This window comes from Bradyrhizobium sp. SPXBL-04, assembly GCF_051853035.1.
GTDB classification, from domain to species: Bacteria; Pseudomonadota; Alphaproteobacteria; order Rhizobiales; family Xanthobacteraceae; genus Bradyrhizobium; species Bradyrhizobium zhanjiangense.
This window is the reverse complement of sequence record NZ_CP182472.1, coordinates 8,581,849-8,598,248: the sequence shown is the minus strand read 5'-3', so window position 1 is coordinate 8,598,248 and position 16,400 is coordinate 8,581,849. Positions and strand designations below refer to the sequence as shown.

General features: G+C 63.7%; 14 protein-coding genes. 8 read left to right on the top strand and 6 right to left on the bottom strand.

All coding sequences use genetic code 11. The annotated features are described in order from the left end of the window. Positions 1-56: 56 nt before the first annotated feature. Complete coding sequence (locus ACNJX8_RS40915; RefSeq protein ID WP_439359152.1) at positions 57-1,232, top strand: extracellular catalytic domain type 1 short-chain-length polyhydroxyalkanoate depolymerase; 1,176 nt, start codon at positions 57-59, stop codon at positions 1,230-1,232. Between the two features lie 72 nt (positions 1,233-1,304). Here ACNJX8_RS40915 and ACNJX8_RS40910 read toward each other — a convergent pair whose 3' ends face one another. Continuing rightward, positions 1,305-1,607, bottom strand: coding sequence for a hypothetical protein (locus tag ACNJX8_RS40910; RefSeq protein ID WP_128940630.1), 303 nt, complete (start codon positions 1,605-1,607; stop codon positions 1,305-1,307). A gap of 196 nt (positions 1,608-1,803) precedes the next feature. On the opposite strand from ACNJX8_RS40910, the gene ACNJX8_RS40905 reads away from it, so the two are divergent. Beyond that, positions 1,804-2,190 carry a winged helix-turn-helix transcriptional regulator gene (locus ACNJX8_RS40905; protein WP_439359151.1) on the top strand — a complete coding sequence of 129 codons (387 nt, stop codon included), beginning with the start codon at positions 1,804-1,806 and terminating at the stop codon, positions 2,188-2,190. A 3-nt stretch (positions 2,191-2,193) separates the two neighbouring features. Here the strand turns inward: ACNJX8_RS40905 and ACNJX8_RS40900 are convergent, their stop codons facing one another. After that, positions 2,194-2,862, bottom strand: coding sequence for an MBL fold metallo-hydrolase (locus tag ACNJX8_RS40900; RefSeq protein WP_128940629.1), 669 nt, complete (start codon positions 2,860-2,862; stop codon positions 2,194-2,196). Between the two features lie 173 nt (positions 2,863-3,035). Here ACNJX8_RS40900 and ACNJX8_RS40895 point away from each other — a divergent pair, with 173 nt between their 5' ends. Further along, on the top strand, positions 3,036-4,637 hold the full coding sequence (locus tag ACNJX8_RS40895; protein ID WP_439359150.1) for an alpha-amylase family glycosyl hydrolase: 1,602 nt from the start codon (positions 3,036-3,038) through the stop codon (positions 4,635-4,637). A gap of 35 nt (positions 4,638-4,672) precedes the next feature. Here ACNJX8_RS40895 and ACNJX8_RS40890 read toward each other — a convergent pair whose 3' ends face one another. After that, complete coding sequence (locus ACNJX8_RS40890; RefSeq protein ID WP_439359149.1) at positions 4,673-6,373, bottom strand: alpha-amylase family protein; 1,701 nt, start codon at positions 6,371-6,373, stop codon at positions 4,673-4,675. Positions 6,374-6,653: 280 nt separating this feature from the next. Here ACNJX8_RS40890 and ACNJX8_RS40885 point away from each other — a divergent pair, with 280 nt between their 5' ends. Continuing rightward, complete coding sequence (locus ACNJX8_RS40885) at positions 6,654-7,145, top strand: MmcB family DNA repair protein (protein ID WP_439359148.1); 492 nt, start codon at positions 6,654-6,656, stop codon at positions 7,143-7,145. 183 nt (positions 7,146-7,328) lie between these two features. Here ACNJX8_RS40885 and ACNJX8_RS40880 read toward each other — a convergent pair whose 3' ends face one another. Beyond that, the gene (locus tag ACNJX8_RS40880) at positions 7,329-7,883 is read right to left on the bottom strand and encodes an ActR/PrrA/RegA family redox response regulator transcription factor (RefSeq protein WP_164934823.1); all 555 of its coding nucleotides are present in this window, start codon (positions 7,881-7,883) and stop codon (positions 7,329-7,331) included. Positions 7,884-7,986: 103 nt separating this feature from the next. Further along, positions 7,987-9,306 carry an ActS/PrrB/RegB family redox-sensitive histidine kinase gene (locus tag ACNJX8_RS40875; protein WP_439362040.1) on the bottom strand — a complete coding sequence of 440 codons (1,320 nt, stop codon included), beginning with the start codon at positions 9,304-9,306 and terminating at the stop codon, positions 7,987-7,989. A gap of 109 nt (positions 9,307-9,415) precedes the next feature. On the opposite strand from ACNJX8_RS40875, the gene ACNJX8_RS40870 reads away from it, so the two are divergent. The 4 genes from ACNJX8_RS40870 (at position 9,416) to ACNJX8_RS40855 (ending at position 13,764) form a co-directional block, all read left to right on the top strand. Next, on the top strand, positions 9,416-10,219 hold the full coding sequence (locus ACNJX8_RS40870) for an ABC transporter ATP-binding protein (protein WP_249758822.1): 804 nt from the start codon (positions 9,416-9,418) through the stop codon (positions 10,217-10,219). 124 nt (positions 10,220-10,343) lie between these two features. After that, positions 10,344-11,162, top strand: coding sequence for an ABC transporter permease (locus ACNJX8_RS40865; RefSeq protein ID WP_128930315.1), 819 nt, complete (start codon positions 10,344-10,346; stop codon positions 11,160-11,162). Positions 11,163-11,283: 121 nt separating this feature from the next. Next, on the top strand, positions 11,284-12,612 hold the full coding sequence (locus tag ACNJX8_RS40860) for a polyhydroxyalkanoate depolymerase (protein WP_439359147.1): 1,329 nt from the start codon (positions 11,284-11,286) through the stop codon (positions 12,610-12,612). A 312-nt stretch (positions 12,613-12,924) separates the two neighbouring features. Continuing rightward, positions 12,925-13,764 carry a M48 family metallopeptidase gene (locus ACNJX8_RS40855; RefSeq protein WP_128930313.1) on the top strand — a complete coding sequence of 280 codons (840 nt, stop codon included), beginning with the start codon at positions 12,925-12,927 and terminating at the stop codon, positions 13,762-13,764. A gap of 345 nt (positions 13,765-14,109) precedes the next feature. Here the strand turns inward: ACNJX8_RS40855 and ACNJX8_RS40850 are convergent, their stop codons facing one another. Next, a complete protein-coding gene (locus tag ACNJX8_RS40850) occupies positions 14,110-16,323 on the bottom strand; it encodes a transglycosylase domain-containing protein (protein WP_439359146.1) in 2,214 nt (737 codons plus the stop codon). Positions 16,324-16,400 lie beyond the last annotated feature (77 nt).

The following is a 16,400-nucleotide window of genomic DNA, read 5'->3' as shown; positions in this document are numbered from 1 at the left end:
ACGCAGCAGCTATCTGGTTTGGCTGAACGTTGGAAGTTGCCCACCAGGAAGTTGCCGTGTCACTAGCCCGAAATGTCGATCTGTTGAGACGTCTGCCCAAGCTGGACGGTCTGCGCTTTGCCGAGCTCGGCCGCAGCGCGGATTCATCCAGCCCGTTGCAAGAGGTCACGAATTTCGGTGACAATCCCGGCGCGTTGCGCATGCTCGCCTTCGTGCCAGCGCAGCTGCAGAAGCCGCGCGCGCTCGTCGTCGTGTTGCACGGCTGCGGCCAGACCGCTTCCGGCTACGATCTCGGCGCCGGCTGGTCGACGCTGGCGAAGCATTACGGCTTCGCGCTGCTGATGCCCGAGCAGCAGCGCATCAACAACGGCAACACCTGCTTCAACTGGTTCAATCCGGAAGACACCGCGCGGGACAGCGGCGAGGCGCGGTCGATTCGCGAGATGATCGCTCACATGGTGCAAGCGCACCGCATCGATCAGAGGCGCATCTTCATCACCGGCCTGTCCGCCGGCGGCGGCATGACATCGGTGATGCTCGCGACCTATCCGGAAGTTTTTGCAGCCGGCGCGGTGATCGCGGGCTTGCCCTATGGCATCGCCTCGAATCTGCGCGAGGCGCTGGACGGCATGTTCCATTCACCCGTGCGTCCCGCGCGCGAGCTCGGCGATCTCGTGCGCAACGCCACCCACCATCGTGGTCCCTGGCCGAAGGTGTCGGTGTGGCACGGCAGCGCCGACCGCACCGTCAATCCCGGCAACGCCAATGAGATCGTGAAGCAGTGGCTCGATCTGCATGATCTGCCCGAGGTGCCGATGGCCGAGACCAATGTCGACGGCTATCCGCGCCAGGCCTGGTGGAACCATGACGGCGAGACGCTGGTCGAATCCTACGCCATCACCGACATGGCGCACGGCACGCCGCTCGGCCTTGCCGACAACGACCAGCGTTACGGCATGGAAGGCGCGTTCCTGATCGAGGCCGGCATCTCCTCGTCCTATCACATCGCAAAATTCTTCGGCCTCACCGGCTGGATTGCGGAGGCGGCGCCGAAGGCGGAGGCAAAGCCTGCGACGCCGAAGCCGGCGCTGACGCCCGCGCCGCATCTCGCCCGCTCGATCCGCGCCGCGGTCGCCGCACAGCCGGCCGAGGCGAAACCCGAGCGGACACGCAGCTTCGATCTCGGCCAGATCATCACGCGCGCGCTGACGGCGGCGGGGTTGATGAAGTAAGCGCTGTCGTCCCGGCCTTCGCCGGGACAACAACGGAGTTTGTGGCGACGCCGTTGGTTCAGCTTAGCGAAGCTAGCCCGTCTGATCGATCCACTCGATCGGTGTCACCGTGACCTCGCCGCCGGCCACCTTCCGCGTCATCTCCTGATAGGCCCTAAAGAACTCGCGCGATTGCAGGGTTTTTTGCGCGGCATCGTCGGTGACGCTGGCGAGATGGATATAGCTACCGTCATCGCGGTGCTTCAGGACACGATAGCCGATCCGCCCTTTCAGCTCCGGATCGCCGTCGATCGCCTTGATGAAGCGGCTGATCTCCTGATGCCAGGCCTCCGTCGTGCCGTTCCTGAATTCGTATGTGATCATGAAGTGCTTCATGTGACGCTCCTTACTTCGTCGTGTGCGTCATCATCTGCGGCTTGCGCGCGATCCTGCAAGTATGGACAAAATTGATAGTATGGACTTTTTCGCCGTCGCTTCTATCCTCGGGCCAAAGCGTTTTCGAGCGAAGTGGAGACCGGTTCGCGTAAAGAAAACGCGTCAAAACAGGAACTCCGCGCATGGAGGAGACGACATGGCCAAGGCAATGGCGAAGGCAAGAGCGAACCCCGCGCGCACCTGTCCGGTCGCGGCGTTTCAGAAGATGATCAGCGGCAAGTATAAGCTGCGCATCGTCTGGGACCTCAAGGACGGTCCGCGCCGCTATGGCGAGATCAGGAGCGGCCTGCTGCGCGGCACGGAAGGCAGCGCCGAGATCACCCCGCGCGTGCTCAGCCGCGAATTGAAGGCGCTGACGGCGAGCGGTCTGATCGACCGCAAGGATTTCGGCGAGGTGCCGCCCAAGGTCGAATATCGCCTGACCCGCAAGGGCAGGAGTTTTGTGCCGGTCGTCGCCGCGATCCGCGAATGGGGCGAGCGTAACCTCGGCGAACCCGCGGCGCTGGCGGACGCCGCCGAGTAAAACCTACATTTCGCCGGTGATGAACGGATTGGTCATCCGCTCCTGGCCGATGCTGGAGCCGGCGCCATGGCCGCAGATGAAGCCGACGTCGTCGCCGAGCGGCAGCAGCTTGGTCTTTATCGAGTTGATCAGCGTGGCATGACTGCCGCCGGGCAGGTCGGTGCGTCCGACTGAACCTGCGAACAGCACGTCGCCGACATGGGCAAAACGCAAGTCCTTGTTGAAGAACACCACGCTGCCGGGCGAGTGGCCGGGGCAGTGATAGATGTCAAACTGCAAGCCGCCGATCGAGACGCTGTCGCCTTCGTCGAGCCAGCGGTCCGGTGCAAAGTTGCGCACCCCGGTCATGCCGAAGCGCGCGCCGCTCTCGACCACGTTGTCGAGCAGGAACTTGTCCGCTTCATGCGGGCCCTCGATCGGCACCTTCAGCGCGTCGCGCAAGTCGGCCGCGCCGCCGACATGGTCGATATGACCATGGGTCAGCCAGATCTTTTCCACGCTGACGCCGGTCTGCTTGATCGCGTCCAGAATCTTCGGCACGTCGCCACCGGGATCGATCACCACGGCCTTCTTGGAAGGCTCGTCCCAGATGATGGTGCAGTTCTGCTCGAACAACGTCACGGGAACGATGATCGCGCCGGCTTTGGCTTTGGTGTCATTTTGTTCGGTCATGGCCGCACAATGCCGATTTTTGCCAGGCCGCCAAGCAAAAGATTCGGGCCAAACAGTCGGAACGAGCTCGGGAACAACCGTCACACGGCCGTCCCAATTGACCTGCCAATTTGAACCGGGGCGTCGCTGTCGCGTTCTCCCGCGCGAGGCGCAGATTTGGGTGGTCTTTCGGCATGGCTCAAGGCAACGAGAATTGGTGGCGCGACGGCATCTTCTATCAGATCTATCCGCGCTCCTTTCAGGACTCGGATGGCGATGGCGTCGGCGATCTCGCTGGCATCCTCAGACGGCTGCCTCACGTCAAATCGCTCGGCGTCGACGCGATCTGGCTGTCGCCGATCTTTCCCTCGCCGATGGCGGATTTTGGCTACGACATTTCGGACTATACCGCCATCGAGCCGCTGTTCGGCACGATGGCCGATTTCGATGCTCTGCTCGCCGCCGCCCATGACAACGGCCTGAAGCTGATCCTCGATCTCGTGCCGAACCACACCTCGGACCAGCATCCCTGGTTCATCGAGAGCCGGTCCTCACGCGACAATCCCAAGCGCGATTGGTACATCTGGCGTGATCCGGCGCCCGATGGCGGCGTGCCGAACAACTGGCTGTCCGAGTTCGGTGGCAGCGCCTGGCAATTCGACGAGACCACGGGGCAATATTACTACCACGCCTTCCTCGCGCAGCAGCCGGACCTCAACTGGCGCAATCCTGATGTTCGCGCGGCGATCTATGAGGTGATGCGGTTCTGGCTGGAGAAGGGCGTCGACGGCTTCCGCGTCGACGTGATCTGGCACCTGATCAAGGACGTCGAATTCCGCGACAATCCGCCGAACCCACATTACGTCGAGGGCCGGCCGCCGAACGAGAAGATCCTGACGCAATACTCGACCGATCAGCCGGAGGTGCATGCCGTGATCGCGCAGATGCGGCGTCTCACCGATGGCTTTGGCGCGCGCGTCTTGATCGGCGAGATCTATCTGCCGCTGCATCGCTTGATGGCCTACTATGGCAACGATCTCACCGGCGCGCAGATGCCGTTCAACTTCGCGCTGCTCTCGACCTTCTGGAGCGCGCGCTCGATCGAGAAGATCATCGAGGATTACGAGAAGGCGCTGCCGCGCGGCGCTTGGCCGAACTGGGTGCTCGGCAATCACGACCGTCCGCGCGTGGCAAGCCGGGTCGGTCCCGAACAGGCCCGCGTCGCCGCCATGCTGCTGCTGACGCTACGCGGCACGCCGACGCTCTACTACGGCGACGAGATCGGCATGCATCAGCTCGCGATCGCGCCGGAGGACGTGCGCGATCCCTTCGAGAAGAACGTGCCCGGCATCGGTGTCGGCCGCGATGGCTGCCGCACGCCGATGCAGTGGGATTCCTCGAACTTCGCCGGCTTCTCGGAGGTCCGGCCGTGGCTGCCGTTGCCGGAGGATCACATCCGCGAGAACGTCGTCGATCTCGAAGCCGATCCGCGCTCGATCCTGAACCTGTACAAGCGCCTGATCGCCTTGCGGAAGGCCTCGCCGCCGCTGATGGCAGGCGACTATCATCCGATCTCGGCGCAAGGCGATCTCCTGCTCTATCGCCGCGAGGCTGGCGGCAGAGCGGTGGTCGTGGCGCTCAATCTCGGCCCCGACCCGATCGCCGTGACCACCAGCGCCATCCGCTTCGGCAGCGAGATCCTGCTGTCGACGTTTCTCGATCGGGAAGGTGAGCGGCTGGAGGGCGTGCTGGATTTGCGGGGGAATGAGGGCGTGGTGGTGGCGGCGCCATCCTAGCCTTCGCCGGGACGCCGGCGGAGGGTTTAACGAGGCTACCCCGGATGTTTCCTCCCCCGCACCGTATTCGCGTCGATGTCGCTCCGCTTCAACAGATAATCCAGCCCGCCGACGCGATACCAGCGATAGCCGTAGGGCTCCAGCACGACGCGGTGCTGGCCGCGCTTGTCGGCGTGGCTGTGATCTTCCGCGAGCAGGTTGATGAGGTGCGCGCCGGCCCCATCAGGCAGCCCCGCCGAGAACGCGATCTCGCGTGGCTTCTCGTCGAGATTGTGCATGAACAGCACCGAATTGTTGCGCCAGTCATAGCGCATGATGAACACGGCGGGATCGCGCACAGGAATGATGGTGAAATCGCCCCAACCGACTTCCGGCACCTCCTTGCGCATGCGCACGATGCGTTCGGTCCAGTTCAGCATCGAATTGGGATCGCGTCGCTGTTTTGCGACGTTGACATGCGGATAGCCGGACGGCCCCTTGTCGATGACGGGGCATGCCGGCTTGTCGCTCTTGGTGAAGCCGCCATGCGGCTCGGTCGACCATTGCATCGGCGTGCGCGCGCAATCGCGTTCGGGCAGCGACAGGTCATCACCCATCGCGATCTCGTCGCCATAGCGGATCACGGGCGTTCCCGGCAATGTGCATACCAGGCTGTAGGCGAGCTCGAGCCGCCGGCGGTCGCCGCCCAGCATCGGTGCGAGGCGACGGCGGATGCCGCGATCGTAGAGCTGCATCTCCTTGTGGGGTCCGAAGCATTTGAACACGACCTCGCGCTGCGCCTTGGTCAACCGTCCGAGATCGAGCTCGTCGTGATTGCGCAGGAACAGGCCCCATTGCGCCGTCGCCGGCCGCGGCTTGGTCGCCTTCAGCGCCTTCGCCAGCGGACGCGAATCGGCCGAGGCCAGCGCATAGAACAGATGCTGGTTGACCTGGAAGTTGAACATCATGTGCATGCGGTCGGCGTCGCGGCCGAAATATTCCATGTCCGTCTTCGGCAGCACATTGGCTTCGGCGAGGATGATGGCGTCGCCCTGCCGCCATTGCAGGAATTCGCGGAACGCGCGCAGCATGTCGTACTGTTCGACCGGTTTCTTCACCTTGGCGCCCTTGGTCGCGATCACGAATGGCACCGCATCCATGCGAAAGCCGGAGACGCCGAGCTGGATCCAGAAGCCCATGATCTTCAGGATCTCGGCCTGCACGTGCGGGTTCGAGGTGTTGAGATCGGGCTGGAAATCGTAGAAGCGATGAAAATACCAGGCGCCGGCTTCCTTGTCGCGCGTCCAGGTCGATTTCTGCACGCCGGGAAACACCATGCCCTCGTGGGCGTTGGCCGGCTTCTTGTCGGACCAGACATACCAGTCGCGATAGGGCGAGTTCTTGTCGCGCCGCGCCTCCTTGAACCAGTGATGCTGGTCCGAGGTGTGGTTGACGACGAGATCGATGATGACGCGGATGCCACGTTGCTTGCAGCCATGGGTGAACTCGACGAAATCGCCGAGCGTGCCGTAGCGGGAATCGACGCTGTAATAGTCCGCAATGTCGTAGCCGTCGTCGCGCTGCGGCGAAATCTGGAACGGCATCAGCCAGATCGTGGTGATGCCGAGGCCATGCAGATAATCGAGCCGGCGCAAGAGGCCCTTGAAGTCGCCGACGCCGTCGCCATTGGCATCCATATAGGAGCCGACGGAGAGGCAGTAGATCACGCCGTTCTTGTACCAGAGATCGTCGATCATGCGCGCGCGGCCTCGTGAGCCGCCGAGGTGCGGCGGCTGCGTGATAAGTTTTAAAGGCAAAAGCGGTTCCGCAATGTCGTCCTGGACAAGCGAAGCGCAGATCCAGGGCCCATTACCACAGGAAGTCGTTTGGCGAAGATTGGTGGTTATCAGCTCGCGCTACAACAAACCCTTGGGGTAATGGGTCCTGGCTTTCGCCAGGACGACATTTGAGAATGAGCAACGGCTCGACCATTCTCGGCAGTGTGCATCCCAACGGAATCGGCTATCCTTTCCCCCCATGGACAACACCGCCCGCAATATCGCCCTCGTACCGCCGCCGGACCGCCGCCAGTCGGAGACCGCACTGGCAGTCGCGCGCGGCACCGCGCGACTGCTGCGCTCGCTCGGTTTCTCCTGCATTAGCGAATTGCCGCTGCCCTCGGGCCGCCGTGCCGATCTCGTCGCGTTGAACGAGCGCGGCGAGATCTGGATTATCGAGATCAAATCGTCGGTCGAGGATCTGCGCGCTGATCAGAAATGGCACGAATACCGCGCCCATTGCGACCGGCTGTTCTTCGCCTTCACGCAGGATCTGCCGTGCGAGATCTTTCCTGAAGATACCGGCCTGATCGTCGCCGACGCCTATGGCGCGCACATGCATTGCGAGGCGCCCGAGCACAAGCTTGCTGCCGCCACGCGCAAGCAGATGACGGTGCGCTTTGCGATGGCGGCTGCCCTGCGGATCAACCGTTTGATCGATCCGCAGGGGCATGCGGATTTTTGGGAGTAGCCAAAAGAACGAAACTGTATCCCCGTCATCCTGAGGCGCGAGTGACGGGGGCGCGGAGCGTCCCGTCGGGAGCCTCGAAGGATGCACGGCCGCGATGCAGCCGGGCCGTCGCCCTTCGAGGCTCGCCTTGCTTTGCAAGGCGAGCGCCTCAGGATGACGGGGATAGAGGATTGAGCGTAGTAACTACCGCGGCGCGCGCTTGGCCAGAATGCGCTGCAACGTGCGGCGGTGCATGTTGAGCCGGCGCGCCGTCTCCGAGACGTTGCGGTTGCACATTTCGTAGATACGCTGGATGTGCTCCCAGCGCACACGGTCGGCGGACATCGGGTTGGTCGGCAGCTCGGATTTCTCCGCGCTGGTCGAGAGCAGCGCGGCGACGACGTCGTCGGCGTCGGCCGGCTTCGACAGATAATCGATCGCGCCCATCTTCACTGCGGTCACGGCGGTGGCGATGTTGCCATAGCCGGTCAGCACGATCGCGCGCGCATCGGGGCGCTTCTTCTTCAGCGCCGAGACCACGTCGAGACCGTTGCCGTCGCCGAGCCGCAGATCCACCACCGCAAAGGCCGGTGCCGATTTGCCGATCTGCGCAAGACCGTCGGAGACGGTGTCGCACGATGTTACGGCAAAGCCCCGTGTCTCCATTGCGCGCGACAGCCGCTCCAGAAACGGCTTGTCGTCCTCAACGATGAGAAGCGAGCGGTCGGTCTGTTCGTTCAGTTCGGCGATGGCGTTCAAGGTGTTGTCCTCTCTCCAGCGCATTGACATATGGCGTCGCAATCGATCGGTGCCAAGGCGGCAAATGGTCGATCGGCCCCGTTGTGCGACGCAAGGTCGCGGCCTATCCTATTGTTTCTTCAAGCGTCTCGATAGCCTCAAAACGCTCTCGCGGCCAATTGATCTGAACCACCGCGCCGTGGTCCGGAAAGGTCCGGTTGGTGAACGAGACCTTGGCGCCGGTGCGTTCGAGCAGCGTGCGCGCGATGAACACGCCGAGGCCGAGGCCGCGCCGCTCGCCGCCTTCATCCTGGCTCCGCCGCCGCGACAGATAGGGCTCGCCGATCCGTTTGAGGATGTCGGGCGGGATGCCGGGGCCGTCGTCGGAGATCACGAGCTCGATATCGTCCTTGTTCCACCAGGCATTCACCTCGACGGTGGTGTGGGCGAAATCGACCGCGTTCTCGACGATGTTGCCGATGCCGTAGAGGATCGCCGGATTGCGCGAGCCGACCGGCTCGGCCGCGACCGCCACCGCGATCCGCACCTTGATGTCGACACCGAAATCGCGGTGTGGCGCCACCACCTCCTCGATCAGCTCCGACAGCTTCATGCGGTCAAACGGTGCGCCGGTGGAGGAGAGCTGGGTGATCTTGCTCAGGATGTCGCGGCAGCGCTGGGTCTGCTCGCGCAGGGTTTTCAGATCGGCGGCAAAGCTCGGGTCCTTCACCGTTTTTTCCAGCTCACGCGAGATCAGGAAGATGGTCGCGAGCGGCGTGCCGAGCTCGTGCGCGGCTGCGGCAGCCAATCCGTCGAGTTGGGTCAGATGCTGCTCGCGCGTCAACACCAGCTCGGTTGCGGCCAGCGCGTCCGCGAGCTTGCGCGCCTCCTCGGTGACCTGGAAGGAGTAGAGGCTGGTGACACCGATCGCGAGCGCGATCGAGAGCCAGACACCGACGAGGTAGATCGGTGGCAGCACCAGCGGATCATCGGAATCCCACGGCAGCGGCGAATGGAAGAAGAACAGGATCGAGGCGCAGGCCACAGCGAGGAGGCCGAGGCCGAAGGTGAAGCGGGCCGGCAGCGCCGTGGCCGAGATCAGCACGGGCGCGAGGAACAGGAACGAGAACGGGTTCTGGAGGCCGCCGGTAAAGAATAACAGACCAGCCAATTCCACGATGTTCAGCGCCAGCAGTCCGGCCGCCTGCATCGGCTCCAGCCGCTGCATCGGATTTGCCGCGGTCTGGAGCGCCAGATTGAGCGCCGCGGACAGGGCGATGATGCTGACGCAGGGGACGATCTCGACATTGAACTCCAGCCCCTGCGCCACGATGAAGATCGCGGCGAGCTGCCCCAGCACCGCGAGCCAGCGCAGCCGCAGGATCGTGTCCAGCCGGATATGCCGCTGCGCGTGGCGAAAGTCGGAATCGGCAATTTCGGTCATATCGGCCAATGTGGCGGTGCCTTCTAAGGTCACAAACGCGCGGCTCACGGAACCAGCCAGGAATTACAAGCCTTGCGCTATCGGCTGCAATAGCAGAAGAACGGCCAGCATGACCGAGAATGACAAGGCTTCAAGCTGGCCGACTGTCGCGGATCGCAGCGCACCCGCGGCGATTGCGGTCGATCATCTCGTCAAGGTCTACAAGCAGACCCGCGCCGTCGACGATATCTCCTTTTCGCTTTCGCGCGGCAGCATCACCGGGCTGCTCGGCGGCAACGGCGCCGGCAAAACCACGACCATTGCGATGATCATGGGCCTGGTGCTGCCGACCTCCGGCCGTGTGCAGGTGCTCGGTCATCGCATGCCCGAGGAGAGCGCGTCCGTGCTGGGGCGGATGAATTTCGAGAGCCCCTATGTCGACATGCCGATGCGGCTCACGGTGCGGCAGAACCTCACCGTGTTCGGCAAGCTCTATGCGGTGAAGAACCTCGCTGGCCGCATCGCCGGGCTCACCGACGATCTCGACCTCGGCGATTTCATCGACCGCGCCAACGGCAAGCTCTCCGCCGGGCAGAAGACCCGTGTTGCGCTCGCGAAGGCGCTGATCAACCAGCCCGAGCTGCTCTTGCTGGACGAGCCGACCGCCTCGCTCGATCCTGATACCGCCGATTGGGTGCGGGCGCATCTGGAGCGCTATCGCAAGCAGCACAACGCCACCATCCTGCTGGCGTCGCACAACATGCTCGAGGTCGAGCGGCTCTGCGACCGCGTCATCATCATGAAGCGCGGCCGCATCGAGGACGACGACACGCCGGAAGCCATCATGGCACGCTACAACCGCACCACGCTGGAGGAGGTGTTTTTGGACGTCGCGCGCGGCCGGGTGAACGGCGCGAAGGAGGCGGCACGGTGAGAAGGAGTCGTAGCCCGGATGGAGCGCAGCGTAATCCGGGGTTCTCGTGTCTGGATAGGCTGATCCCGGATTGCGCTGCGCTCCATCCGGGCTACTGGTTGCGGCCGGGCTACCAGAGGCCGCCATGACCGAGCTGTCCCTCCACCGCGGCATCTCCGTCCATCGCATCGGCGCGATGATCCTGCGCTATTGGTATCTCTTGATGTCTTCCTGGCCGCGGCTGCTCGAGCTCTTGTACTGGCCGGCGCTGCAAGTCATCACCTGGGGCTTTCTCCAGCTCTACATCGCCGAAAATGCCAATTTCTTCGCGCGCGCCGGCGGCACGCTGATCGGCGCCGTCATCCTCTGGGACATCCTGTTCCGCGGGCAGCTCGGCTTCTCCATCTCGTTCCTGGAGGAGATGTGGGCGCGCAACATCGGCAATCTCATGATGAGCCCGCTCAAGCCGATCGAGTTTCTGCTGTCGCTGATGGTCATGAGCCTGATCCGGCTCGCCATCGGCATCATCCCGATGACCCTGCTCGCGCTGTTCCTGTTTCACTTCAACGTCTATGCCCTCGGCCTGCCGCTGATCGCCTTCTTCTGCAATTTGATCTTCACGAGCTGGTCAGTCGGCATCTTCGTCTCGGGCCTGGTGCTGCGAAACGGCCTCGGCGCCGAGAGCATCGTCTGGACCTTGATGTTCGCCATCCTGCCGCTGGCCTGCGTCTACTATCCCGTCAGCGTGCTGCCGGCCTGGTTGCAATACGTCGCCTGGGCGTTGCCGCCGACCTACGCCTTCGAGGGCATGCGCGCGCTCCTGATCGAGCAAACCTTTCGGACCGATCTGATGCTGGAGGCATTGGCCATCAACGCAGTACTGCTGGTTGCATCTTTTGGGGCATTCCTTGCCCTGTTGCGAAGCGCCAGGAAGCACGGCTCGCTGCTCTCGGCGGGCGAATAACGTCACTTTCCCGTGGATTCAGGCTAGTTTTGGCTTTCCCAACACGTAGATGTACGGAACCATGCATTGACGCAATATTGCGCATTCGGCAGTATGCTGCGATGCGAAGAGGAATATAGCGATGCCTATTGGTGAGTTTGGCGGCGCGCCGCCCCTGGCGGCTGAAGGCAGTCCGGTCCTGACGACGCCGATGTACTGGATGTACGAGATGGCGCATGCCTCTCTCAATCCGGCCCGCGCGGTCACCGATGCGACCAAGCTCCTGTTTCAGAATCCCCTCAATCCCTTGGCGCGCACCGAGGTCGGCAAGTCGGTCGCCGCGGCCTGCGAATTGTTCGAGCGCACCACGCGCCGCTACGGCAAGCCGGAATGGGGCCTCAACGGCACCGAGGTCAACGGCATCCGCGTGCCCGTCGAGATCCGCTCGGTCTGGGAAAAGCCGTTCTGCCAGCTGCTCTACTTCGATCGCAAGTTCGCTCGTCCCTTGCGCAGCCCGCAGCCGCGCGTGCTGATCGTCGCGCCGATGTCCGGCCATTATGCCACGCTGCTGCGCGGCACGGTGGAAGCCCTCCTGCCCGCGCATGAGGTCTACATCACCGATTGGGCCGATGCCCGCATGGTGCCGCTCAGCGAAGGCCGCTTCGACCTCGACGACTACATCGACTATGTCATCGAGATGCTGCACGTCCTCGGCGGCAACACCCATGTCATGGCGGTGTGCCAGCCCTCCGTGCCCGTCGTCGCGGCCGTCTCGATCATGGAAGCGCGGCGCGATCCCTTCGTGCCCACCTCGATGACGCTGATGGGCGGTCCGATCGATACCCGCCGCAATCCGACCGCGGTGAACAACCTCGCTCAGGAGCGCGGCATCGACTGGTTCCGCAACCATGTCATCACCAAGGTGCCGTTCCCGCATCCGGGCATGATGCGCGACGTCTATCCGGGATTCCTGCAGCTCAACGGCTTCATCAGCATGAATCTCGACCGGCACATGGATGCGCACAAGCAGCTCTTCGCCAATCTGGTGAAGGGCGACGGTGACCTCGTCGACAAGCATCGCGAGTTCTACGATGAATATCTCGCGGTCATGGACCTCTCCGCCGAGTATTATCTGCAAACCGTCGACACCGTGTTCGTGAAGCACGCGCTGCCCAAGGGCGAGATGACCCATCGTGGAACACGCGTCGATCCCTCCAAGATCACGCGTGTGGCGTTGATGACGGTCGAAGGCGAGAAGGACGACATCTCCGGTCTCGGTCAGACCGAAGCAACGCACACATTGTGCAGCTCGATTCCCGATCATCGCCGCGTTCATTACGTCCAGAAGGGCGTCGGACATTACGGCGTCTTCAACGGTTCGCGTTTCAAGTCGGAAATCTTGCCGCGGATTCATGATTTCATGGTCTCGGCGGCGAATCCGAGCTCATTGCAGGCGCTCGCGGCCGAATAGAGCGTTTTTCGAGCGAAGTGGCGACCGGTTCGCGTAGAGAAAACGCGTCAAAACAGGAAACAAGAGCCGCTCCGATTTCATCGGTGCGGCTCTGGTCGCGTATTTCGGCTTTCCCGTCGAAAATTCAGGCCCTGTCGGAGGCTCCGACAGGGGTCGCTTCCCTCCAGATTCGCGGTATTTAGGTAGCCTTATAGGAGTGAGTCGACACTCAGCCCTTGGGGGTGCCGCATGCATCCAGCGGGGGCGAAAAAAACGGGTTCCAACCCCAGTCTGTAGGGTCTCCCGGACGCTTGACCGCTGTATATTGGGCAAATGATTTGTTTTTGCGCCGAGCGCTTTCCATGGCGGCGGTTATGGCAGAATCCGGGCGCCCTCCTGCCCCCCGGACTGACAGACATGGCCACTCGCGCGCTCCTTTATCGGCGGCCCCACGAACCGAAGACCCTCGTCATCACCCACGGATCGCAGTTTTTCGCGATCAGGTTGCGCCGACACAGACGCGCGCGCCGCTACACGCTCAGAATTCATCCGAGCGACCGCGAAGCCATCCTCACCATGCCGCCGCGTGGCACGCTGGTCGAGGCCAAGGACTTCGCGCAGCGTCACGGTGCGTGGATCGCTGCACGTCTCGGTCGCTTGCCGAAGGCCGCTCCGTTCCAGTCGGGAACGGTGATACCGCTACGCGGCGTTCCCCATCGCATCGTTCACCGCGCCGGTGAGCGTGGCACGGTGTGGACCGAGATGCGCGACAGCGGTGAACGCATTCTCTGCGTTGCCGGCGGCTTCGACTATGTCGACCGCCGCGTCAGCGACTTCCTCAAGCGCGAGGCGCGCCGGGACCTTCAGCGCTCGGCGGAAGCCTACGCGGCCGAGCTCGGCGTCAGGGTCAAGCGGCTCTCGATCCGCGACCAGTCCAGCCGTTGGGGTTCCTGCACCTCGGCCGGCTCGCTGTCGTTCTCCTGGCGCCTGATCCTCGCGCCGCCCTTCGTGCTCGACTACCTCGCCGCCCACGAGGTCGCCCATCTCGTCGAGATGAACCACTCGGCGCGGTTCTGGCGTGTGTGCGGAAAAGTCTGCCCGTCAATGGAGCGCGCCAAGAAGTGGCTCGACACGTACGGCAACGACCTGCACCGGTATGGGGCCGAGGATTAGGCCTCGTTGCGGGTTAAGCGCCACTACCAGCACAGCATTCGATGTCGTCGCCCGGCTTGACCGGGCGACGACAGTATTCCAGAGACGGTTGTTGTCGGCCGAGACGCCACGGCGAACGGGATTCCCCGCCCTCGCGGGAATGACAGGGCAGGGTGGAGCAACACCCAAGCCTCTCGCTCGATTTTCGCCACACTTCGCGACGATTGCGCGTCTCGCTCGTTTAGTCCCGCCGCATCAAACGCTTCGCATCATCAGCCGCGCATCGCGCCGGCGATTGCCGTCTACTGTGCATGGGGTTGTTTTCGCAGTTTTTGTTTCAAGGGGCCCAAGGCCCTCGGCCCGAACCTATCGGTTTCCGCCAAACAGGCGGTCCATCAGCCAGCCATCGAGCCCTGCCGCCGCCTCGGGGCGCACATTGGCGCGCGTGGGGGGCGGCGGGCGATAGCCGCCATTGTTCGCCGGTGCCGGCCCAGGCGCTGTCGGCGGAGACACCTGCGAAGCCGCCTGCGCGAGGTTCGACAGGCCCCAGCTGGCTTGTGAATTCGGCAAGGCGGCCACGGGCACGCCCTCGTGCGCCGTGCGCATGAAGCGCGTCCAGACTTCGACCGGCAGGCCGCCGCCGGTCGCCTTCTTGGTCGGCGAGTTGTCGTCATTGCCGAGCCAGACGCCGGTGACGAGGTTGGCGGTGTAGCCGATGAACCAGGCGTCGCGGTAATCCTGGCTGGTGCCGGTCTTGCCGGCCGCCGGCCAGCCGGGGATTTCGGCCTTCTTGGCGGTGCCGTTGATCAGCGTCTCCCGCATCATCGTGTTCATCATGCCGACATAGCGGGGGTCGATCACCTGGTTGCGCTCGTCCGGCTGGCGCATGTAGAGCAGCTTGCCACTGAGCGTCCTGATCCGCGTCACGACATGCGGCGTCACCGCGAGGCCGCCATTGGCGAAGGGGGCATAGGCGCCGACCAGCTCGACCATGGAGACTTCCGAGGTGCCTAGCGCGATCGAGGCATTGGGCTCGAGTTTCGAGGAGATGCCGAGCCGGTGCGCGGTGCGCACCACGTTCTTCGGCCCGACCTCGAGGCCGAGGCGTATGGCAACCGTGTTGAGCGACATCGCCAGCGCCTGCGTCAGCGTCACCGCGCCGAAATATTCGTGGGTGTAGTTCTCAGGCCGCCAACCCTTCACCTCGATCGGGGCGTCCTGGCGGACGGTATCCGGCGTCAGCCCCTGCTCGAGCGCGGTGAGGTACACGAACGGCTTGAACGAGGAGCCCGGCTGGCGTTTTGCCGTGACCGCGCGGTTGTACTGGCTCTCGGAATAGTTCCGCCCGCCCACCATGGCGCGCACGGCGCCATCGGGCGCCATCGCCACCAGTGCGCCCTGGCTGACGTTGAACTTAACGCTCTTGGCCGCGAGCTCGTCGATGATGGCGGCTTCCGCCACGCTCTGGAGCCTTGGATCGATCGTGGTTTCGACCTTGATGCTCTCATCGATCTGGCCGATCAGGTCGTCCAGCACCTCGCCGATCCAATCGGCGACGTAATTGACCGTGCCGGCGCCGACCGGCTTCACCTCGTAGGAGGGATGGCCGATCGAGGCCTTGGCCTGCGCGTCGGTGATGAACTTTGCATCCGCCATCGCCGCCAGCACGATTTGCGCGCGCGCTTCTGCGCCCTCGGGATTGCGGTTCGGCGCAAGGCGCGAGGGCGATTTGACGAGGCCCGCCAGCATGGCCGCTTCAGCGATCGTCACGTTCTTCGCCGACTTGCCGAAATACTTCTGCGCCGCGGCCTCGACGCCATAGGCGCCGGAGCCGAAATAGACGCGGTTCAGATAGAGCTCCAGAATCTCGTTCTTGGAATGCTTGCGCTCCAGCCAGATCGCGAGCTCCGCCTCCTGCAGCTTGCGCTGCATGGTGCGCTCCTGGGTCAGGAACAGGTTTTTCGCGAGCTGCTGGGTTAGCGTCGAGCCGCCCTGCGAGACGCCGCGATGGAGCACATTGGTGACGAGGGCGCGCAGGATGCCGACCGGGTCAATGCCGAAATGCGAATAGAAGCGGCGGTCCTCGATGGCGATGAACGCCTTGGGGAGATAGGGCGGCAAATCCTTCAGCGCGATATTGGCGCCGGCCATCTCGCCGCGCTGCGCCAGCATGCTGCCGTCGATGCCGACGATCTGGATCGTCGGCGGGCGCTTAGGGATCTCCAGCGACTGGATCGGCGGCAGATGGGCGCCGACATAGATCACGATGCCGATCACGGCGATGACGCCCCACAGGCCGAGCACCGCGCCCCAATAGACTAGGCGGCCGAGGCTGAAGCCTCCGCGCGATTTCGATCGGCGTTTGGCGCCGCTGCGACCGGCCGGAGCCTTGCGCTCGCGCGGCGGCGGCTCGTCGCCAGCATCCTCACTCTTGCGCTTGGCGGATGCTTTCGCTGACTTCTTGGGCTTGTCCTCGCCGCCGGGAATGCGGTCCGCAGCCGTCAGGCGCAGATCGGCGAGCGCCGCGGGCAAGCCGAACAACGGCTCCTTCCGCCCACCCTTTTTCTTTCCCCACGCCATACGCAAAACGCCCGGTCAGCCCGCCCCGCCGCACGCTAGCGGTCGCTGTTTAAGGCCCGGTTACACAAAGCTTAACG